The sequence below is a fragment of the Hymenobacter crusticola genome (assembly GCF_002154225.1).
Taxonomy (GTDB): Bacteria; Bacteroidota; Bacteroidia; order Cytophagales; family Hymenobacteraceae; genus Hymenobacter; species Hymenobacter crusticola.
In genome coordinates this window covers 568590-590060 of record NZ_MTSE01000001.1, presented here as the reverse complement: position 1 = coordinate 590060, position 21471 = coordinate 568590, and the positions used below count along the sequence as shown (strand labels likewise).

Here is a 21471-nt window from a genome sequence, read left to right as displayed (position 1 = left end):
CTGCGCGGGGTAGTCTTGCGGTATAGATAAAAGGCAGTGGGAGCTTCAGCGGTGGAGCTCTCGCTGCCTTTTTCTTCTAACTCCTATGCGCTTTCTGCTGCTCATCCTGCTGGCACTCAGCAACGCTTACTCGGCCGAACCCGACGAGGCAGTGCGTTCGATGACTGTAGCTACGCCTCTTCGTATGCAAAACATCCTTTTCTTCGGCAATAGCCTCACGGCTGGGTATCAGCTTCGGGCCAGCGAGGCCTTTCCTTCACTTATTCAGCAACGCCTCGATTCTCTGCACCTGCCCTACAAGGCCATCAACTATGGCATCAGCGGCGAAACCACCGCGGGCGGCCGGCAGCGCATTGCCAGCGTGCTGGCCCGCCAGCCCGTCGACGTCTTTGTACTGGAGCTAGGTGCCAACGATGGCCTGCGTGGCATCCCGGTGCGCGAAACCACCCAAAACCTGCAACACATCATCGATCAGGTGCGGCTCAAGTACCCAAAGGCGCAGATTGTGCTTGTTGGGCTGGAGTTTCCCTTCGACCTGAGCATCCTAGGTGGGGGCTACGGCCGCTACGGCACCGAGTTCAAAGCGTTGTTCCGCACCCTGGCCGATAAGAACAATGTGGCCTTCGTACCCTTCTTGCTACAGGGCGTGATGGGCGTCCGAGAGCTAAACTTACCCGATGGTGTCCACCCAAACGCGCAGGGCCAGAAGATTTTAGCTAATAATGTATGGGCCGTGTTGCAGACGGTAGTAGCCCCCTGAACCACGAATTCGACGGATTCTTCGGATTTCACGGATTTTGTGGACGATTCTATTCATGTTTCTTCTTTCCTGATTTCAACAAAAAAGGCCTTCCCGCATGCGGGAAGGCCTTTTGCTAATAAGGGCCTAGGTAGTTAATCGACTACAAAGTCCGTGAAATCCGAAGAATCCGTCGAATCCGCGGTTTAGGCGTTGTACATCTTTTCGTAGTACTCCGTGGCCATACGGTTGGAGCCAAACTCGGGCTCGATCTCGCGCATGCCCGTTTTGGCGATGCTCAGGAACTTGTCGGGCTCGCCGTAGTACAGCGGCACAATTTCGTTTTCGAGCACGTCGAGCAGGTTGCTCGCTTCGATATCATCCTTCACGTTGTCGGGCTGGTTGATGTCGGTGTGCTCGATGATAAAGCCGTTTTCGCCGTGGCGCACAAACTCCGGAATCCAGCCGTCGGCGATGCTCAGGCTCAGGCTAGCATTCATAGCCGCCGTCATGCCGCTGGTGCCCGACGCTTCGCGGGGGTAACGCGGCGTGTTCAGCCAGATATCCGAGCCCTTTTTCATAGCGGCCGAAAGACCTAGCTCATAACCGACCAAAACGGCGCAGTTCTTCAAGCTCTTGGTACGCCGAATGATGCTGTTAAACAAGTTGATAGCACCATAATCCTTGGGGTACGGCTTGCCGGCCCAAATCACCTGCACGGGGCGGTCAGCGTTGTCAACGATCTTCAGGAACCGCTCGAAGTGGTGCAGGATAAGGTCGGCGCGCTTGTAGCCAGCGAAGCGGCGAGCCCACACCACCGTCAGCTTGTCGGGGTCGAGCAGCGTGCCCGTTTGGTCGGCTACAATCTTGAAGAACTCCTCTTTCAGCTCCCGCTTGCGCGCCTTCAAGGCTGCGTCGTCGTTGGCTTCCAGGGCTTCGTGCAGGGTTTTGTCGCGCCAGTACGTGCCGTTCTGGGCGTTGGTAATGGGGATGATGGGGCAAATGCCTTCGTAATGACCCCACATTTCCTTCGCCACGTCGCCGTGCACTTTCGATACGCCGTTGGCAATGCGCGAGAAGCGCAGGGCCGTGAGCGTGTAGTTGAGCGCATCGTTTTCAACGCGGGCCACGCGGCGCACTTCCTCACCCGGAACCGGACCGAAAAACGACATTTCTTCGAGTAAGCGCATCGAGTGCTCCTCATTGCCAGCTAGTTCCGGCGTGTGCGTCGTGAACACCAGGCGCTTCTGCACCTCTTCCAGCTTACGGCCGTGCTTCTCGTAGAGGTAAAACGCCAGCGGCAGGCCGTGGCCCTCGTTGAGGTGATACACATCCACGTTCACGCCTAGCAGATCGAGCAGCTTGCCGCCGCCCACGCCCAGTAGGATGGACTGCGCAATGCGGGCCGCGGTGTCGGCGTCGTAGAGGTGGTGGGAAATGGTGCGCGAAATGAAGTCGTTCTCAGGAATGTCGGTGGTCAGAAAGAACATCGGCGCGGTGCCGAAGGTCTCAGGAGCTAGGTACAAGGCCTTCACCTTCACCTCCGTATCGTGGATGGTGATGGGGAAAACTAGCCCGGTTTCTTCCAGAAAGGAGTAGTTTTTCTGGCGGAAATCGGCGCGCATGGTTTGGTCTTCGTTGCGGCCTTGGTCGTAGTAGCCGAAAGACCACAAGATGCTGATGCCAATCAAGTTTTGCTTCAGCTCATACACCGAGCGCATGTGCGAGCCAGCCAGAAAGCCGAGGCCGCCCGAGTACGTCTTGAGCGCCTGGTCGAGCGCAAATTCCATTGAAAAGTAAGCCGCCTGGGTGTTGAACTCAGGCGCGGGAGCGTAAGGGTTGAACTCGAAAGCCATGAAGGAAGGTAGAGGGTTCAGTAAAGAAGGTTAACTGTGTAGTCGGTTAGAACGGCCGTTACCCTAGCTACTGTGACAAAAAGCTAGGTGCGCGGCCAAAGAAGTACGCTAAGGATGCGCAGCAAGCTGCCCCGAAAAAAAGCGGAAACCAAACGTTCGTTCGATTTCCGCTTTTCGCTTAAGTGCTAGCCGCTATGGGTGGCTTACGCCCCCTAGGCTCTTGAGTTTCTGGTACGTTTGCTGCGAGGTTTCGTACTGGCGCTCAATGGCTTGGCGTACGGGTGCGGGCAGATCAGGCGTTTCCAGGGCATCTTGGTAGGCTTTCAGCGCCCACTCTTCCCCATACACGTTGGAGTTGAGGATGCCTTTTTCGTCTTTGCCCGTCACGAGGGCTTTGGCGTCCATCCAGCCGCGGAAGAACTTGCCTTTCGTAGTAGTGCTCGTTTCGGCATCGCCGCCGGCGCTGCTGGCAAAGCCATTCAGCTCATTAGCAAACTGTTGGCTCTGGCTTACAAGCTGCTGATAATAGGCTTTATGCTCAGGATCTTTGCTGTCTTCGACGGCGTGCTTGTAGCCTTCGATACGGTCGTTGATGAAAAGAGTAAGCTCGTTGAGCGTATCGACCACGTTGGAGTTAGTTGACATAGCGGTTGGTGTTCAGGGTAGGAAACAACTGGTAATGACCAGCTAGTAGTTTGCTGTCAGAAACGAAGGCGCCGCGAAAGAGTTGGGGTACGCACAAAAATCGGTTGGGAAAAGCGAGGGTGCGTAGCGCAAAAATTAGCACCGCAACGAGCGGAAGCTAGGTATTCGAATGCCAGAACTCGCGCGGCTTGCTGCGGCGCCGGTTTTCGCGCTACGGCCTTGTGGCTGACCACTGCGCCAAGGAGCACATGATTTTGCACAAAGCTTATAAGCTATTCATTCACTGCTGTTTGATAATAAAATCATAACATAGAGGTCGGGAAGGCGCTAGCTAGGTCCCGCTAGCTTTGTCTCGCCAAAGTCATTCTTAGTTCACTATTTCCCCTCCTCTGCGCATGAACTACTCTCTTCGCTGGCTATCGGCGGCGCTCCTCAGCCTGGCTGTTCTCTCCTGCGCCAAGCAGGAACTCGATCCGGGTGCGGGCGCCCCTACCGTCGTTACGACCACCACCCAAGACGTTAGCGCCACAGGTTTCCCCGAAACGTTCGAGACGGGCACCAAAACGGCGTACACGACCGGCAACGTCACGCTCGGCTCCGGCTCCTGGACCTTGAATGATGCCCTGCTCGGCAACACCACGGCCGATGCCAAAACGGGTAGTCAATCGGCCCGTATCCGGAACGTAGGCACGCTCACCATGAACGCCAATACCACCGCCGGCGTGGGCGTCGTGACGGTGCAACACGCCGTGTACGGCACCGACGGCAGCAGCCAATGGGAGCTGTGGGCCTCCACGAACAGCGGCAGCTCCTACGTCAAGGTCGGCTCGACCATCACCACGAGTAGCGCCACGCTGCAAACGGCTTCCTTCGCGGTGAACCTAGGGGGCAGCGTGCGGCTGCAACTGCGCAAAACTGCGGGCGGCACCAACCGCATCAACATCGACAACGTCACGGTGGAGCAGTACGGTGGCACCACGACGCCGCCACCGCCCACCACCAGCGGCAAGAAGTTTCTCTTCGACGCTAGCCACGGCGAGCTAGCCGGCAACGCCGATTGGGTGCTGGACGTCGACAATGGCGTTACGTCGCGCTACCCGTCACCCGCGCAAAGCGGCATCACGAGTACTACCGCCGAAACCTACTGGACCGGGGCGGTATCGGCTTGGGGCGTGGCGCTGGCGAAGCTAGGCAACACCGTAGAGCAACTGCCCAACGGTACTGCTATTAGCTATGGCAACACTTCCAACCCGCAAGACCTCGCCAACTACAGCGTGTTCGTGATTGATGAGCCCAATACCTTGTTTACGGCCGCCGAGAAAACAGCCATTCTGAACTTTGTGAAGAACGGCGGCGGCTTGTTCATGATTTCGGACCACGACGTATCGGACCGCAACAACGACGGCTACGACTCGCCCGCCATCTGGAACGACCTGATGACCAATAACTCGGTGCAGGCTAACCCCTTCGGCTTCAGCATCGACAAGACCAACATATCTGAAACTAGCAGCAACGTGCTGGCGAGCAGCACCAACGTGATTCTGCATGGAACCCAAGGCAAAGTCACGCAGCTAAAGTTCTCAAACGGAGCCACCATCACCAAGACGAGCGGTTCGGTCGCGCAGCCACTCATCTGGCGTAGCAGCGCCACGCAAGGACTCACCAACATCATGTGCGCGAGCAGCACCTTTGGTACCGGTTGCGTTGTGGTCGTGACCGATTCGTCGCCGGCCGATGACGGCACCGGCAGCCCCGGCAACACGGTGTACCCCGGCTGGACGGAAATTTCGAGCCATGCACCCCTGCACATGAACGCTTCGCTGTGGCTAGCCAAGCAGCAGTAAACGATTTTTTATAGGATCTAGGAAGCTCGGCGCTCATGCAGCGCCGAGCTTTTTTTAGGGCTGTAGGATTGCTATTGGAGCGGATGCGCTGAGAATGGGGAACAAACGCTAGTGGTTCATTTATAGTAATATATAATATTGTATATTATTATTAAATTAGGAATGATTTGTGTTTTTTCTTTATCTTAGTGTCATGAAAGCACTATCTACTTTTAGCTATTTGCTATTAATTCCGCAGCTCGGCTGGCTGGGGTCAGCCACCGAGGCTCCCAAAAAGGCTGCTATGTCAGCAGGTACGCACGTGGTGCAAGTGCGGGTATTCGGCAACAAACTCGACGGTTTGGGAGCAGAGCTGAACGTACGTTCAGTTGTAAACTGGGACAAAGGACACAACCCTGGGCCTACCTTAGAGAAAAAGTTTGATACTTCTTCCGTCAACGAGACCTACACGATTGGTACGTTCGGAGATATGGACTACGTGGAGGCTTCTATCTCCTTTAAAAACGTAGCCTTTCATAATACGACGCGTCCGCCAGCGGGCTCGCAGCTGCGCGTGGAGATAATCACCGATGGAAAAGTCGGCGAAAAAACCCGCTTGGATAGTAATGCACTAAACGACAAGGTGTGGAAAGTAGAATATGACCCATACCTGAAAGGCACCGTAGCAGTGGAAACCAACAAGCTGTAGGAGGTTTGCACCAAGCTTGAATTACTAAAAAGCCCGGTTCCACTTTGGAATCGGGCTTTTTTAGTGCCAATGCCTAGGCTACGTGAAGTAACGCATTGGCTAGCCAACGGTGTACTTCTAAAGGCTAGGGATAAAGCGTAGTTAGTCGACTATAGAGTAGTTTCCGGCTACTTACTCTTCTGTCGTTCTGCGCATGAAATCCACCCATCTCTTCTCGCTGCTGGGCTTCACCACCCTTCTGGCAACCCAACCAGCCACCGCCGAAGTTAGGCGAGTAGCCGACCTAGGTAGCGCCTCTGTCACTTTGGTGGCTAATCCTAAGGAAAGCGCCATCAGCCGCATCGACCCGACGTTTTGGTGGGTGGGCATGAAAAACCCGAAGCTGCAACTGCTGGTACACGGGCCGGGCATTGGCAGCAGCCAGGTGAGCCTGCGCTATGAAGGCGTAACCCTAGATGGTACCCAGAAGCTGGAAAACCCCAATTATCTGCTTGTCAATCTTACCATTAGCCCCACGGCTAAGCCCGGCAAGCTAGCCCTAGCTTTCAGCGGCAACAAAAAGACCACGTACCAGTACGAGTTGCGCGCCCGCAACACCGACAAAAGCCGCGTGCAAGGCGTCACGTCGGCCGACTTCATCTACATGCTGATGCCGGACCGCTTCGCCAACGGTGACCCAAAGAACGACGTGGTGAAAAGCACCCGCGTCAACCACATCGCCCGCGACTCGATGTACGCCCGCCACGGCGGCGACCTGAAGGGGATTGAGAATCACTTCGATTATCTCAAGTCGCTGGGTGTCACGGCTATCTGGCCCACGCCGGTGGTAGAGAACGACATGCCCAAGGCGAGCTACCACGGCTACGCTGTGACGGACTACTACGCCGTCGATCCGCGCTACGGCAGCAACGAGGAGTACGCGCAGTTTGTGCAGAAGGCACACCAACAAGGGCTCAAGGTCATTCATGATGTGGTGCTCAACCACATGGGCAGCTACAACTACCTGTTTCTCGACCAACCCGCCAAAGATTGGCTGAACCAGTGGCCCGCCTTCACGCGCAGCAATTATAACTCGCAGGCCCTCAATGACCCCTACGGCTCGCAGCGCGACCGAGACCTATACAACAAAGGTTGGTTTGACACCACCATGCCCGACGTAAACCAGTCGAACCCGCTGGTGGCTACCTACTTGATCCAGAACTTTATCTGGTGGGTAGAATACACAGGCCTCGACGGCTATCGCATCGACACGTATCCGTATTCTGATCCTACGTTCTTGATGGATTGGGGGAAAGCCTTGCTGGATGAGTACCCACAGCTGTGCATGTACGGCGAGGCCTGGGTGGGCAGCACGGCCCAACAGGCATTCTTCGCCCGCAACATCTTCCAGCCCGTCGACGGCTTCAAATCCAACCTGCCCGGCGTGCTCGATTTCCAGTCGAACTCTGCCATTCAGGATGCTTTGAAGGAAAACAGCAACGTCAGCCGGCTCTACGACGCCTTGCAGGGCGACTGGATGTACGAGGATGCGACGCGCAACGTGGTGTTCATGGACAACCACGATATGAGCCGCATCTACTCCGTGATAGGCGAGGACCTAGGTCGGATGAAGATGGGCTTTGCTTGGCTGATGACCACGCGCGGCATCCCGAACATTTACTATGGTTCGGAGGTGCTCATGAAAAACTTCTCGAACCCCGACGGCTTGGTGCGTGAGGACTTTCCCGGCGGTTGGGCTGCCGACAAGAAAAACTACTTCACAGCCGCCGGCCGCACGGGGCAAGCGGGCGACGCATTTAATTACTTGAGCAAGCTAGGTCTGTACCGCAAGGCGCACCCGGTGCTGCAAACCGGCAAGCTCATGCAATTCATCCCGCAAGATAACGTGTACACCTACTTCCGCTACGACGAACAGGGCAACACCGTGATGGTGATGCTGAACGGGAACAAGGACGCTAAAACGGTGGACGGTACTCGGTTTGCGGAGCGCACGAATGGGTACAGCAGCGGCACGGAAATCACGTCAGGTGCTGCGGTACCTAGCCTCAAGTCGTTCGCCATTCCGGGGCACACGGCTTGGGTGGTGGAGCTGCGGAAATAAGCTGCATCCACCCTAGTATCGAGGTATCAGGAGGAATAGAGCTATCTTCTAGTCTTTCAAAGAAGAAAACGTGTTTGAGTACTCCCGTAGTAGGGAGGGCCTAGGACAAACACTGGTACACTTCTGATAAATCTCCTAAAAGCAGATCGTATGGCCTCATTAGTTGAGTTTTCTGAGTTAGCGCCGTGCCTGGCGTGCCGGCGGCGTATTCAATTTCGTGGTAAGCCGTTATTTACTTCTTGTATGTGTATGAAGCAAGGCCGTCGTACTACGGCTACTTGCCTCGGGCTAACTGCCGCGGCCCTGGCAGCCCTCGCTATGACCGTAGCATGCACACCAAAGCAGTACAACCAGCCAAAGGAAAACTAGCCATGAACGACCTCACCAACCAAGTTGCCATTGTTACGGGCGCCAGTCGCGGCATTGGGAAAGCAACCGCATTGCTGCTTGCCATGCAGGGAGCCAGCGTAGTAGCCGTGGCCCGCTCCACCGACGAGCTAGAGGAGCTAGCTCTCAAAACACAAGGCCTCGCTATTTCCGCCGACGTGTGCGACGAAGAAGATGTGCAGAACGTGGTGGCCGAAACCCTGCGCTACTATGGCCACGTCGATATACTGGTCTGCAACGCGGGCATCGGCAGCTTCAACCCCCTCGAAAACTTCGAAACGGCCGAGTGGGACCAAATCTTCGACGTGAACGTGAAGGGCACTTTTCTGATGTGCAAAGCCGTAGTGCCGCACCTCAAGGCTCAGCGCCACGGCCACATTGTGGGTATTGCTTCCGACGTTTCGAAGCGCACCTTCGCCAACGGCACCGCATACGGGGCGAGCAAGTACGCCCAAGATGCCCTGCTCGGGAGCCTGCGCAAGGAAGTACGGCCCTACGGCATCAAGGTCAGCACCATCTACCCTGGTTTGGTGGATACCTACTTCAACGACAGCCAGCCCGGCGGCCCCGAAGTGGAAAAAACCCACCTCAAGCCCTCCGACATTGCCCAAGCGGTGCGCTACGTGCTCGAAGCCCCCGCGCACGTCGTCGTCGACGAACTAATGATTCACCCGCTTACCCAGGAATGGTAAAGCGTGACGGAGTAGCTGAATGATTGGGTAAGGTCGTTCAGGAAATTACTCAGTCATTCAGCCACTCAGTCACTCCTTTATGAAGAAATTTCTAGTACCGGTTGCCGCAATTACCCTGGCGTTGGTTTCATTTAGGCTTCCTTTCACCTCGAATCCGACGACTGCGCCTGTGACTGATTCTTTCACGCTTGCCGATCCGAACACGACGGACGAAGTGCCGCAAGACCATAAAATGGTCATTTACCAGATGATGACGCGCCTGTTTGGCAACAAAACGGCCGTCAACAAGATGTATGGCACCATCACCGAAAATGGCGTTGGCAAATTCAACGACATCACCGACCCGGCCCTGCAAGCCCTCAAAAACCTAGGGGTGAGCCACGTGTGGTATACCGGCGTGCTAGAGCACGCCACCATGACCGACTACACCCCGTACGGCATTGCTCCGGACGACGCTGATGTGGTGAAAGGGCGGGCCGGCTCGCCCTACGCCGTGAAGGACTACTTCGACGTGACGCCTGACCTGGCCGTGAATGTGAAGCAGCGCATGGCCGAGTTTGAGGCGCTAGTGAAGCGCACCCACGCCAACGATCTAAAGGTACTCATCGACTTCATTCCCAACCACGTAGCGCGTTCGTATAAGTCGGATGCGAAGCCCGCGGGCGTGGTGGACCTAGGGGAGCAGGACGACAGAAGCAAGGCTTTTGCGCCCAACAACAACTTCTATTATATCCCCGGCAAAGCCTTCGTGGTGCCCGCTGGCGCCAATCCGCTAGGAGCGGCCGTCGGCCCGAAGGAAGACCACAAGTACTTCGAGATGCCCGCCAAGGCCACTGGCAACGACGTATTTTCGGAGCATCCGTCCATTAATGACTGGTACGAAACTGTGAAGCTCAACTACGGCGTCGACTACCAAAACAACCGTCAACACCACTTCGAACCAGTGCCGGACACCTGGAAGAAGATGCGCGACATTCTGGTGTTCTGGACGCGCAAGGGCGTAGACGGCTTCCGTTGCGATATGGCCGAAATGGTGCCCATCGAGTTTTGGGCCTACGTCATTCCGGAGATTAAGAAGATCAACCCCGATATCGTATTCATCGGCGAAGCCTACAACCCGCAGGTGTACCGGCAGTATCTGGAGCAGGGTAAGTTCGACTTTCTGTATGACAAAGTAGGCCTCTACGACGGCTTGCGCCGCCTGATGCGGGGTGAAGGCAATACCGAGGATATCACGAAAGTGTGGCGAGAGGAAAGCCGCGACTTCGGCTCGCATATGCTGCGCTTCCTGGAAAACCATGATGAGCAGCGCATTGCTTCCCCCGACTTTGCCACCGACCCACGCACGGCCATCCCGGCCATGACGGTCACGGCTACCCTAGGTTCGGGGCCGGTGATGGTGTACTTCGGGCAAGAAGTGGGCGAGCCGGCCAACGGCGCCGAGGGTTTCAGTAGCCGCGACGGTCGCACTACCATCTTCGACTATTGGGGCGTGCCTGAGCACCAGAAATGGATGAACGGCGGCAAGTTTGACGGCGGCCGGCTCTCCGCCGAGCAAAAGCACTTGCGCGACTTCTACGGCCGCTTGCTGCGCCTCAGCACTAGCAGCGACGCTATTCGGCGTGGACGCTTCTACGAGCTGCAAGAAGCTAACAACCTAGGCAAAGAGTATGAAGCTCGCACCGTGTACAGTTACCTGCGCTACACGGATAAGCAGAAGCTGCTGATCGTGGTCAACTTCAGCCGCGACAAAACCCTGAAACCCACTATCCGCATCCCCACCGAAGCGAAGCAAGCTGCTGGCCTCGACCCCAACCGCTTCCTCACCTACACCGATCTGCTCAACAATGCCCCTGCCACGGGAAGCCTGACGCTAACCCTAGCCCCGCTGAGCGCTTATGTATTTGAAATTAAGCCAAAAGAGTAGCCGGCTAACCGACGAGTTTATACTTACCTTGAGTAAGGCAAGAAGCTAACCTGACCTTTCATCACCCCAACTCCCCACCCTATGGCAACCAGCGTAGTGGCTTCTACTGACTCCCGCGCCAAACCTCGCCTGAGTTTCTGGCAAATCTGGAACATGAGCTTCGGCTTCCTCGGTATCCAGTTTGGCTTCGCCCTGCAAAACGCCAACGTAAGCCGCATTTTTGAAACGCTAGGCGCCAAACCCGACGAGCTAGCTTTCTTCTGGCTGGCGGCACCGCTTACGGGCCTTTTGGTGCAGCCAATTATTGGCTATTTATCCGACCGCACGTGGAGCCCGCGCTGGGGGCGCCGCCGGCCGTACTTCACCATTGGCGCTATCTTGGCTTCCGCGGCGCTGCTCGTCATGCCCAATGCGTCGACGCTGTGGATGGCAGTGGGCACGCTGTGGCTCATGGATTCGAGTATCAACATTTCGATGGAGCCGTTTCGGGCGCTAGTGGGCGACTTGCTGCCAGATGAGCAGCGTACAATGGGCTTTGCGGCGCAAACATTCTTTATCGGTATTGGAGCCGTGGTAGCATCGTTGCTGCCTTACTTGTTTACCAACTACTTCGATGTGTCGAATACGGCGGGAGCGGGCGAGATTCCGCCTTCGGTGCGGTACTCGTTTTACTTAGGTGGGGCGGCCTTCCTAGGGGCCGTGCTCTGGACCGTGTTCCGCACGCGTGAATACCCGCCCGCCGACCTAGCTGCCTTTGAGGAAGAGAAGCGCCAAACGGCGGGCTTTGCGAATGGGTTGCGCGAGTCGTTCGCAGGCATTTTCAACATGCCCAAAACAATGAAGCAGCTGGCTATTGTGCAGTTTTTCTCGTGGCTGGCGCTGTTCTCAATGTGGATCTACACCACGCAGGCCGTTACGGCGCACATTTACCACACCTCCGATACCACCTCGAAGCTTTACAATGAAGGCGCTGACTGGGTGGGCGTATGCTTTGCCGTCTATAATGGGGTATCGGCCATCGCGGCCTTGCTCTTGCCTTTCCTAGCGCGGGCCACTAGCCGCCGGGTCACGCATATGCTCTGCTTGGTGCTAGGTGGCCTGGGGCTAATATCGGTATATTTCATTCAGAGCCCTGGCATGCTGCTGCTCTCCATGGTCGGGGTCGGCGTGGCGTGGGCCAGTATCTTATCGGTTCCTTACGCCATGCTAGCAGGTGCCCTGCCTGCCAACAAGATGGGTTACTACATGGGGGTGTTCAACTTCTTTATCGTGATTCCGCAGGTGGTGGCCGGCCTTATCCTAGGGTGGTGTACTAAGCACCTGTTTCACGATGAATCGGTGTATACGCTGGTACTTGGGGGCTTCTCCATGATTCTATCAGGATTGCTCACGTTGCGGGTGCACGATGCCGATGACGTACCTGCTACCGTCGAGCCGGCAGCGCTCAGCAATCCCGCCTACGATTCGCCACTCGAAACCGATCCGCGTTTGTAGCCAACAGGTTGATAGCTAGGTAATTTATGGAAAGCCTCTGTGTTGGTCAAACATGGAGGCTTTTTGCTGCACAAGCCAAAATGCTGGTATATCTCAATTTGTACATTACGGATTTATACGGAGTCGTTTCGCGTAAAATTCAGCACTTGCCCTCGTAACACTAGCTAGTAGGCTTGCCGTATTCAAATAGTCTTAATTGGCTTGCGGCTCCTCGGCGTATCAGAGCAACAGCAGCCACCAATGCTCGTGGCTGTTTATGTTGTTTCCTACTATTTTCTTCGGTGTCTTTTTCGGTCTGTTTGCGTTGTTTTTGCTCCTGCTGATGCGGGCCCGGCGCGCACCTAGGTCCCTGGATGCGAGGCCGCGCGTGAGTATCCTGATTGCGGCGCGCAACGAAGCCGCTACCATCGAGCGGTGCCTAACTTCCCTTCTGGAACTCAACTACCCCGCCGAGCAGCTCGAAATTCTGATCGGCGACGATGCTTCCACCGACGACACGGCCGCCGTCGTTTCACGTTTTATTGCCGATAAGCCGCAATTCCGACTCATGCTTATTCGGCACCGGCTAGGCACGGCCCAAGGCAAAAGCAATGTGCTAGCTCACTTAAGCCGCGCCGCTACCGCCGACTACTTTCTCATCACTGATGCCGATATGGCTCTGCCTCCCAATTGGGTGCAAACCATGCTGGCGGCCGCCCCGGAAGGCGTCGGTGTCGTGACAGGCGTGACAACAGCCGACGGCGGCTTGTTTGGTCGTCTGCAAGGCCTCGATTGGCTTTTTGGCCTGAGTATCATTCGCTTGCTCACCGACCTAGGTTGGCCCATTACGGCCGTCGGCAACAACATGCTCGTGACTCGTGCTGCTTACGAGTCTATTGGTGGCTACGAGGCCCTAGCGTTCAGCATCACCGAAGACTTACAGCTATTCGACCACATCGTGTCGCAGGACTGGGGCTTTCGCAACTTGGTCGATGGGCAAGTCTTGGGCGTGTCGGTGCCGCAGCCTACGGTGCAGTGCCTACTACACCAACGCAAACGTTGGATGAAGGGTACCAGCCGGCTGCCGTGGCAGCTATCGGGTTTGTTCGGGCTGTACGGGGCGTTTTATATGGTGCTGTTTTGGCCCGGCATGTTGCCGCCCCTCTATGTAGTGGGCTTATTTGCGGCGAAGCTATTGATGCAGACGCTTTTCCTACTCATCACGCTCCGGCAAGTCGACCGGCGCGAGTCGCTGCACGTGCTGCTCTTCTACGAGTTCTACCTTACCGTCATGTCCGTCGCCGTAATTGGCTACACGCTGCTGCCAGTGAGCATTCAGTGGAAGGAGCGCCGCTACCGCTGGGCAGAGGGGTAAGGGCGTGCATCAGAATAACATTCGCTCACGAAGCCGCTATCAAGCTGGGCATTACTGATGTATTACTGTAACGCTCTTTAACAAAGACCGTTGGCGTAGCGTCAAGATATACAGGCCAGGAGATAGAGTGGCTGCTTCTTGTAAGGTTACGGTCGTTGTACCTCGCGTTAGAGAAAGCATCCGATGCGCAACTACTCGGCCTAGGGCATCTGTGAGTTGCAGGATGGCCGGACCGGGTTGCTCCGTTTCTAAGCGTACTGTAATCTGATTTTGGAAGGGGTTGGGATATGCTTGTAGCTGTAAGCTTGTCTCTTTAGAAGAGTTGACTGGTAGGGGAGTAGCGGAATTAGTGCTTTGGCCTAGCTGCTGTGCATCTACATAAACCCAAGGGCTATAGCGCGGTAAGGCACCTGTGCCTCCAGTTCCTATCTGAGGCGTTATCGACGCAAGCGGAGAAACTGCACTATACTCTAACCGGGCGCGTACGCGTGTTGTACGTCCAACTTTTGGGATGAGACTTTTCAACTCCGTGGCGGTGCTTACGGGTAAGTCTGTCCAGGCACCACGTCCGGAGTAAGCAGTAGAGTTCGTGATGGAAGTTCCAGTAGAAAAAGGAACGCCATTGCCTACAGCTTCCCACACCAAGCGGGCTCGCACCCGCCCAAAGGCAGAGCGAGCCACAAGTCCTAAGCCTACTTGCGATTCCTTAACATTGGTCTGCGTCAAGGGAGTAGTTAGGTCAGCGTTATAAAAACGCAGCCGATCAACGCGGCTTACCCCTTCATTGCCAAGGTACAAATATGCGCTGCCCTGTTGTGGGCTTGCTCCGATGTTGGTGCTCCACGCGCCCACCAGCACATCGGCGTAGCCATCGCCGTTCACATCGCCCGTGCCTGCTACGCTGTAGCTGAAGAAATCAGTGCTACTGCCGGCTTGGCTAGTTACAAACGTATTGGGTGTTTGGCTTAGACCCGCGCTAGAGCCCAAGAACAAATAGGCTCGTCCGCCAGCGCCTCCCACCGGTAAGTAAGCTCCTATGAAGACATCGGCGTAGCCGTCGCCGTTCACATCGCCGGCGCCCGCTACACTTTGTCCAAAGAAGCCGGGGGCATTACCACCTGGGTTGTTGAGTATTAGACTTGGCGTAGTACTGAAGCCCGTGCTACGCCCTAGGTATAGGTAAGCGCGTCCGTTGCCGCCAATTGCTTTGTTAGCCCCAATGATAACGTCGGCATATCCATCGCCATTTACGTCGCCGGCACTCGACACGCTACAGCCAAATGAATCGTAAGAAGTGGTAGGATCAGGAAATGTTACACTTGGAGTAACAGAAAGGCCTGTGCTGCCTCCGAAGTACAGGTAAGCTCGACCTTGAAGGTTGCTAGCCCCAGGTGCCCCCACCACGACATCGGCATAGCCATCGCCGTTTACGTCGCCGGCACTAGCCAAACTGCTACCAAACACATCGCTGGCGGTAGCTGTAGGATCGAGGAGGGAAATACTGGGAGTTGCTGGTAGTCCGTTGCTACTGCCTAGGTACACATAGGCCTGACCTTGGCTAGTGGAGTTGCCATCGGCGCTGATCAGCACATCGGCATAGCCGTCGCCGTTCACGTCGCCTGCGCTGGCCACGCACTTCGCAAAATTATCATGAATCACGGCGAGCGGGTCGCGCAGTACAAGCGTGGCTTGCGCGCTCAATCCCGTGCTGGCACCTAGGTACAGGTAAGCACGCCCTTCCAATTTGTAAGCGCCAGGGGCACTCACTATAATATCGGCATAGCCGTCGCCGTTCACGTCGCCTACTCCGGCTAGGCCATAGCCAAACTGATCGTTGTTGGTCGCGGTTGGGTCGGAGAGCGTAGCAGCGGCCGTGGTACCTAGGCCGCTGCTGCTACCCAAGTAGAGGTAAGCCCGTCCTTGCGAGCTAGCCGTCCGGTTGGCCCCGATAAGGACATCGGCATAGCCGTCGCCGTTCACGTCGCCGGCGCTGGCCACTGTATACCCGAAGGAAGCGGCGCCTGACGCTGTAAAAGTGGCATTGGCATTCGTTAACAACGTAGCGGTGCTACCTAGGTAGAGGTGGGCGCTGCCGTTGCTGTTATTGCTGCCCCACGCCCCGATGAGTACATCCGCGTAGCCATCGCCATTGACGTCGCCGATTCCTGCCGCACTAAAGCCAAATTGATCATAGCGTGTAGCCGTTGGGTCATTAAGAGTCGTGGTCGGGGTGGCGCTCACGCCCGCGGCGCTACCTTGGTACACATAGGTGCGCCCTTTCAGATCATTGGTACTGGGAGAGCCGATGAGCACGTCGGCGTAGCCATCGCCATTCACATCACCAGCAGCGGCTACACACGAACCAAAGTTTTTGTCTTCTATGGTGGGGTCGGTCATCAGGGTACTGGGCGTGGCACCTAGGCCGGTGCTGCTGCCTAAGTACACGTAGGCACGGCCACGTAAATAATCGGGGCGGTAGGTGCCCACAACTACATCCGCGTAACCATCGCCATTTACATCGCCCGCGCCCGCAACACTAAAGCCAAACTGATCACCACTGGTGGCGGGGCTAAGGAGGGTGCTGCTGGGTGCTGAGGCAAGGCCGGTGCTACTACCTAGGTACAGAAAAGTCGCTCCGTTACCATTATATGCGGGAGCACCCACAATCGCGTCGGCGTAGCCGTCCCCGTTCACATCACCAGCAGCGGCTACGCTCCGGCCAAATCTGCCCGGGTTTTCCAATACTGATTGAGGATTTGCGCTGACGCCCGTGCGGCTACCTAGGTAGAGGTAAGCATGTCCCTGGCCTGTATTACCATCCGCGCCGATGAGAATATCGGCATAGCCATCCCCGTTCACATCACCAAGGCCAGCCACACTACGCCCGAACAAGCTGTAGGGGTTCGCAAGATTAAACGTAGTACTCGGGGTCGCACTTAGGCCGGTGCTACTGCCCAAGTACAAGTATGCGCTGCCTTGATCCGCGTTAGTGCCCCAGGCACCGATAATCACATCGGCGTACCCGTCGCCGTTTACATCGCCTGCGCCCGCTACGCTGAAGCCAAAGAGGCTGTATAGCGCTGCAGCGGGGTCTTTGAGCGTAGCCGCGGGTGTCTTGTTCAAACCACTGCTGCTGCCTAAAAATAGATACGCACGTCCTTGACTATCGCTGCCCGGAACGCCGATGATGGCATCAGAATACCCATCGCCATTCACATCGCCTGCGCCCGCTACGCTGTAACCAAACTGCCCGCTGTAGTTTGGCGCTGGGTCAGTGAGCGTCATGCTAGGTGTGCTAGCAAGTGGGTCGATGGTGACCGGGTAGGTGGCCTGCGTATCGTCTACTTCCAGCGCCAAGGCATGGGTGTTATCCTGCCAAGCTAGATGAGCCGGTAGTACACGACCCGTGGCATCCCAGGCGCGCAAACCGGAGTAACGTAGTAGGGTGGAGCCAGTGTTGGTAGTGAACGTGAGCGTGGTGCTGTCTTCTTTCCGTACGCGTAGCTGCGTTTCTAGGCGTAGTAATACTTGTAGCGGACCCGTGGATGCTGGGCGTTCGTTTACCTGATAGTTCTGCCGCACGCCCGCTGGAGAATTTACGTAATCAACAGAAAAGGCGGCTGCGTGCGCATACCTAATGGTGGTATCCGCAACGATAGCCGAAGCCTTAGCCTGCGGATGAAGGCTAACTCGCCCCCGCCGACCCAGCCCGCGCAGTACAAAGCGCACATTCCAAGCAGGTAGTGTAGCGTGAGCTCCTTCGCGAAGATGGCTTGAGGCAGATGAGGAGCGAGCAGCCGCTACACTGTAAGTAGCAGCGCCTAACTGAGCCGTCAGATGCTGAGCCGTGTTAGTAGCTAGGTACGTGGTAGTTTTTCCGGCAACAGGATCGAGGAAGTAGGAGCGGCGTTGAACATCGGCTAATGCGCCTGCTAAGCCTAGTACGGAAGTGTCGGCTGGGACAGGAGTTGGTTTGAGAAGGGCCGCTCGGGACGGTAATGCAGCTAGAAAGTGAGGAAGAGCAAGCGGTTTCAAATTGGCCGGTGCAGTACGCTCATCGCTGGTAGGAACCTTGGTTAGAAAATTAGTAAGCAATAACAACGTGCTTAGCACGCTTATCCCGCCTAGGCGGAGGATAGTAGAAAAACGCATGTATGTAAATTTATAAACGTAAGTATATTGGTATAAAGGTACAGAAAGAGTGGGTTCTCGTGCAAAGCGACCCATGCAGCTAGCTGCATGGGTCGCTTTGCACGAGAACCCACTCTTTCTGCTTGTAAACTAGGTAGTCTATTCGCTTATAGAAGCGCTTTTACAAACGGATCGGTGAAGTCGGCGGCGAAATGCAGCACGTTTGGCAGCGCGGCAAACTCATGCGCTTCGTGCGTTGTGGTAAGCACTACGGCTTGCATACCGGCATTCTGAGCGGCTTCGGCGCCTTTGGGCACATCCTCAAACACGATGCAGTCGGCGGGTGCTGCCTTGAGCAGCGCGGCTGCTTTCAGAAACGTTTCGGGGTGTGGCTTGCTCAACGTCACATCGTCGGCGCTGACGACGGCGGTGAAATAGCGCCGGATATTGAGGTTATCTAGTACAAAGTCGATGTTGAACGGAATAGCCGCCGAGCCGATTGCCATCGGGATGCCTTGCTGGTGCGCCTGTTCCAGAAACTCATCTAGGCCGGGAAGTAATTGCAAATAAGGGCGAAACTCTTGCTGATACCGGCGCTCTTTCTCAAGTGACAAGCGGTCCATCTCGGCTTCCGTAAACCGATCGGGGCCGAACATCCGCACGAGTACTTCGCTGTTTTTTCCGTACATCTGGGGCTTCACTTCTTCCCAGCTAAAGTTGCCCCCTAGTTCTTGGTTGAATAAGGATTGCCAGGCCCGCGTATGGTATTCCATATCGTGGATCATGGTGCCGTTCAAGTCGAAAATAAACGCTTTCATTCTACAGGTCGTTACTAATACGCAGCGCCATTGAGAAGACTAGCGCGGGGCAAAGGTCGGCCTTTCCGCCACTTCCGCCACGACGTATTGGTTATTCTGCCGTAGAAGGGGCCTGCTCACTACGCTGCGAGTATGAGCAATTGGCTGATTAAAAGTAGTTTAATCGGAGTATTTTGCTTGACGTTGCAGCGTATAAAAAGAAACCCCAGCTAAATAGCCGGGGCTTCAAAGGGAGAGAGGAATGAAAGGTCGGAGTTTGTGAGCCTTTTACCAAATGGCTGGCAACGTTCACTCGGTAGGCGCTGCCGTGTTGCTAGGCACATACAGAGGATGCGCCGCCGGTTTCAGGTCGCGCAAGCAGCACAGCGTTTAAATCGCAGTAGCTAAGGCTTTGCTGCTAGCCATTGCTGGGCAAACCGTTCTTCAGTAAAAGCCTGCACGGCGGTCGGCGTATGAGCCGGCAAAGGATTCGTTGCTTCTATCTCGCGTTGTCGTTCCTGAATGAGCATCGCGTGGTAAGGCGTCACGAAGTACGCCAAACGGCGGTCCAGATCGGGTAGCGCCGCGGCCAACGTCAGCCTGAAATCAACCATCACCCACCGAAAATCCTCGGCAGAAGCTAGGCCCCTGGTGCGCAGGTCGATAAGCCAATGGCCCACCTGCATCTGGCGGGCTAGGGAGAGGGCGGCCTGGTACCCTTCCTGATGCTCGGCCGATGAAACCGGGCGCGTCCAGCGCAGAAACAATACGTGCAAGTCGGAGCGGTAAGCCAAGCGTACGTAATCGAGGTCGAGGGTGTGCATGAGGGGAAGGAAAGCACCCTGAACGGGCGCTTTGGTAGCTAGAGCAAGCAGTACGCAAACGAAACGCTAGGCAGCGGGACGTTTTGTCGCGGCAGGGTCAGCGGCTGAGTAGTACCAGCAGCAAGAACCACACGCTGACGAAAAAAAGCCCTGACGAAGTGCCAGGGCTTTTCAACGATGGATAACATAAAAGAGTTGTACGGTTGAGCTTTGCTATTTGTTCGCCAAGCTTTTCTCGCGAATGGCTTTAAACTCCGAGCCTGGCTTCCACTGCGGAAAAGTTGTTTCATTGGCTAGGCGCAGGCCTACTTGGAACAGCAGCCGGGCATCTTGCTCCATGCCGCGCAAGTCCCACTTGGGGTTGTACTCGTCGGAGGGCTGGTGGTAGTGCTTGGCCTCGTACTCTTGGTGCTGCTTTTCCATGTACTCTTTGCCCTTGCTGCGACTATCGGCGCCGCCGCTGGCATACAGCGCCGGCACCCCGACTTTAGCAAAATTGAAGTGGTCGGAGCGGTAGTAATAGCCTTTCTCGGCGTTTTGGTCGGGTAAGATGTAGCGGTCCTGCTCCTTGGCCGCCGCGCGGGCATAGTCGTCGAGCTCCGACTGGCCGTAGCCAATCACCGTCAGGTCGCGCATGGGGCCGCTGGCAGGCAGGTCGTCCATGTTCAGGTCGGCCACCGTTTTGTTGAGCGGGAACACGGGATGCGCCGCGTAGTAGGCAGAACCGAGCAGCCCTTGTTCTTCACCGGTTACGGCCAAGAACACAATGCTGCGACCAGGCCCCTTGGGTAGCTGGGTGTACGCTTTGGCAATGCTGAGCAGCGCAGCGCAGCCGCTGGCGTTATCGAGGGCTCCATTGTAAATGGAGTCGCCGGCTACTGGCGCCCCAATACCTAGGTGGTCCCAGTGCGCCGAGTAAACCACGTATTCCTTCGGGCGAGTAGCGCCAGGAATTACAGCCACCACGTTTTTAGATGCAGTGCGACGCAGCTTGTTTTTAATGGTGGTGCTAACGGTCAGGTTCAGAGGCATAGCCTTGAAGCCAGGCTTGTTGGCGGCGGCATAAGCATCGTCGTAGCTTTGGCCAGCAGCCTGGAAGAGGCGCTTGGTGGCGTCCAGCGTCAGCCAGCCTTCTAGGGTGCACTTGCTGGCGCCTTTGTCGGCAGTTTGGGGCCGCAGCTTGGCCCCAGAGTAGCTGCTCTGCACCACCGACCAAGGGTAAGCCGCGGGCTTGGTATCGTGCACAATGAGCAGGCCCGTGGCGCCGTGCCGGGCAGCTTCTTCGTACTTGTAGGTCCAGCGGCCGTAGTAAGTCATGGCGTTGCCCTTGAAGAACGTAGTGTCGTTGCCGGCGTTGCCGGGGTCATTCACTAGCACCACCACGGTTTTGCCCTTCACGTCGAGGCCGGCATAGTCATCCCACTGGTATTCGGGCGCTACTACGCCGTAGCCGGCAAACACCAGCGGCGAATTGGTAACGGCTACCGAAGGCTTTTCCTGCTCGGTGAAAGCTACATAGTCGGTGCTCAGGTTCAGGGTGAGCGGGCCGCTCTTGCCACCGGTTATTTGCATAGTAGGCGCTGGCATCCCCGTGATTTCCACCAACGGTACCTTTTGGAAGTAGCTGCCGTCTGGGCCGGGCCTCAGACCTAGCTTTCGAAACTGATCGGCTAGGTACGCCGTGGTTTTTTCCTCGCCCGCCGTAAACGGCTTGCGGCCCTGGAAAGCATCCGAAGCCAGAACCTTAATATGCTCTCCCAGGTCGGCGCCGGTAATGCCGTCGTTGGGGGAGGTGATGGTCGTATCGGTTGGGGCTGCTGTGGGCGTGCCGCTTTCCGTGGAAGCAGTTGGCTTGGTTTGGCTCTGACAGCTAGCCAGCAAACCAAGCAGCAACGCGGGAGCTAACAAACGAGAAGGGGAAATGTGCATGCGCGAAGTGGAGAAGGTGAGGAAATGCGTGGCTACCAAAATAAGCGGCGCAATCCAATTTTG

The 21471-nt window shown here is 56.2% G+C and carries 14 protein-coding genes; 8 read left to right on the top strand and 6 right to left on the bottom strand.

Going from position 1 to position 21471, the window contains the following annotated elements:
• Positions 1–85: 85 nt before the first annotated feature.
• A complete protein-coding gene (locus BXP70_RS02445) occupies positions 86–760 on the top strand; it encodes an arylesterase (protein ID WP_245849441.1) in 675 nt (224 codons plus the stop codon).
• A 185-nt stretch (positions 761–945) separates the two neighbouring features.
• On the opposite strand, the gene glgP is transcribed toward BXP70_RS02445, so the two are convergent.
• Both glgP and BXP70_RS02435 read right to left on the bottom strand, forming a co-directional pair.
• Positions 946–2595 (bottom strand): alpha-glucan family phosphorylase, encoded by a 1650-nt coding sequence (gene glgP / locus BXP70_RS02440; RefSeq protein WP_086592404.1) that lies wholly within the window; start codon positions 2593–2595, stop codon positions 946–948.
• A gap of 192 nt (positions 2596–2787) precedes the next feature.
• A complete protein-coding gene (locus BXP70_RS02435) occupies positions 2788–3240 on the bottom strand; it encodes a ferritin-like domain-containing protein (protein WP_086592403.1) in 453 nt (150 codons plus the stop codon).
• A 395-nt stretch (positions 3241–3635) separates the two neighbouring features.
• Between BXP70_RS02435 and BXP70_RS02430 the strand changes: the two genes are divergently transcribed.
• The 7 genes from BXP70_RS02430 (at position 3636) to BXP70_RS02400 (ending at position 13727) form a co-directional block, all read left to right on the top strand.
• Positions 3636–5084: a hypothetical protein gene (locus tag BXP70_RS02430; RefSeq protein WP_086592402.1), complete on the top strand. Its 1449-nt coding sequence runs from the start codon at positions 3636–3638 to the stop codon at positions 5082–5084.
• A 193-nt stretch (positions 5085–5277) separates the two neighbouring features.
• A complete protein-coding gene (locus tag BXP70_RS02425) occupies positions 5278–5772 on the top strand; it encodes a hypothetical protein (protein WP_086592401.1) in 495 nt (164 codons plus the stop codon).
• 193 nt (positions 5773–5965) lie between these two features.
• Complete coding sequence (locus BXP70_RS02420) at positions 5966–7873, top strand: glycoside hydrolase family 13 protein (RefSeq protein WP_086592400.1); 1908 nt, start codon at positions 5966–5968, stop codon at positions 7871–7873.
• A gap of 329 nt (positions 7874–8202) precedes the next feature.
• Entirely contained in the window at positions 8203–8952 is a 750-nt protein-coding gene (locus BXP70_RS02415; RefSeq protein ID WP_245849439.1) for an SDR family oxidoreductase, read from the top strand.
• Positions 8953–9031: 79 nt separating this feature from the next.
• A complete protein-coding gene (locus BXP70_RS02410) occupies positions 9032–10879 on the top strand; it encodes an alpha-amylase family glycosyl hydrolase (protein WP_086592399.1) in 1848 nt (615 codons plus the stop codon).
• Positions 10880–10960: 81 nt separating this feature from the next.
• The gene (locus BXP70_RS02405; protein ID WP_218779723.1) at positions 10961–12373 is read left to right on the top strand and encodes an MFS transporter; all 1413 of its coding nucleotides are present in this window, start codon (positions 10961–10963) and stop codon (positions 12371–12373) included.
• 256 nt (positions 12374–12629) lie between these two features.
• Positions 12630–13727, top strand: a complete 1098-nt coding sequence (locus tag BXP70_RS02400) for a glycosyltransferase (protein ID WP_143436345.1) — start codon at positions 12630–12632, stop codon at positions 13725–13727.
• Positions 13728–13778: 51 nt separating this feature from the next.
• Here BXP70_RS02400 and BXP70_RS02395 read toward each other — a convergent pair whose 3' ends face one another.
• The 4 genes from BXP70_RS02395 to BXP70_RS02380 form a co-directional block, all read right to left on the bottom strand.
• Positions 13779–17879 (bottom strand): FG-GAP-like repeat-containing protein, encoded by a 4101-nt coding sequence (locus tag BXP70_RS02395; protein WP_179197554.1) that lies wholly within the window; start codon positions 17877–17879, stop codon positions 13779–13781.
• A gap of 146 nt (positions 17880–18025) precedes the next feature.
• Positions 18026–18676: an HAD family hydrolase gene (locus BXP70_RS02390; RefSeq protein ID WP_086592396.1), complete on the bottom strand. Its 651-nt coding sequence runs from the start codon at positions 18674–18676 to the stop codon at positions 18026–18028.
• A gap of 383 nt (positions 18677–19059) precedes the next feature.
• Positions 19060–19479, bottom strand: coding sequence for a hypothetical protein (locus BXP70_RS02385; RefSeq protein WP_086592395.1), 420 nt, complete (start codon positions 19477–19479; stop codon positions 19060–19062).
• 213 nt (positions 19480–19692) lie between these two features.
• The gene (locus BXP70_RS02380; RefSeq protein ID WP_086592590.1) at positions 19693–21408 is read right to left on the bottom strand and encodes a M28 family metallopeptidase; all 1716 of its coding nucleotides are present in this window, start codon (positions 21406–21408) and stop codon (positions 19693–19695) included.
• Positions 21409–21471 lie beyond the last annotated feature (63 nt).

Bases quoted from the DNA above. Each gene is read 5' to 3' on its own strand.
- BXP70_RS02445 (WP_245849441.1), top strand. From the start codon at position 86: ATGCGCTTTCTGCTGCTCATCCTGCTGGCACTCAGCAACGCTTACTCG.
- glgP (WP_086592404.1), bottom strand. From the start codon at position 2,595: ATGGCTTTCGAGTTCAACCCTTACGCTCCCGCGCCTGAGTTCAACACC.
- BXP70_RS02435 (WP_086592403.1), bottom strand. From the start codon at position 3,240: ATGTCAACTAACTCCAACGTGGTCGATACGCTCAACGAGCTTACTCTT.
- BXP70_RS02430 (WP_086592402.1), top strand. From the start codon at position 3,636: ATGAACTACTCTCTTCGCTGGCTATCGGCGGCGCTCCTCAGCCTGGCT.
- BXP70_RS02425 (WP_086592401.1), top strand. From the start codon at position 5,278: ATGAAAGCACTATCTACTTTTAGCTATTTGCTATTAATTCCGCAGCTC.
- BXP70_RS02420 (WP_086592400.1), top strand. From the start codon at position 5,966: ATGAAATCCACCCATCTCTTCTCGCTGCTGGGCTTCACCACCCTTCTG.
- BXP70_RS02415 (WP_245849439.1), top strand. From the start codon at position 8,203: ATGCACACCAAAGCAGTACAACCAGCCAAAGGAAAACTAGCCATGAAC.
- BXP70_RS02410 (WP_086592399.1), top strand. From the start codon at position 9,032: ATGAAGAAATTTCTAGTACCGGTTGCCGCAATTACCCTGGCGTTGGTT.
- BXP70_RS02405 (WP_218779723.1), top strand. From the start codon at position 10,961: ATGGCAACCAGCGTAGTGGCTTCTACTGACTCCCGCGCCAAACCTCGC.
- BXP70_RS02400 (WP_143436345.1), top strand. From the start codon at position 12,630: ATGTTGTTTCCTACTATTTTCTTCGGTGTCTTTTTCGGTCTGTTTGCG.
- BXP70_RS02395 (WP_179197554.1), bottom strand. From the start codon at position 17,879: ATGCGTTTTTCTACTATCCTCCGCCTAGGCGGGATAAGCGTGCTAAGC.
- BXP70_RS02390 (WP_086592396.1), bottom strand. From the start codon at position 18,676: ATGAAAGCGTTTATTTTCGACTTGAACGGCACCATGATCCACGATATG.
- BXP70_RS02385 (WP_086592395.1), bottom strand. From the start codon at position 19,479: ATGCACACCCTCGACCTCGATTACGTACGCTTGGCTTACCGCTCCGAC.
- BXP70_RS02380 (WP_086592590.1), bottom strand. From the start codon at position 21,408: ATGCACATTTCCCCTTCTCGTTTGTTAGCTCCCGCGTTGCTGCTTGGT.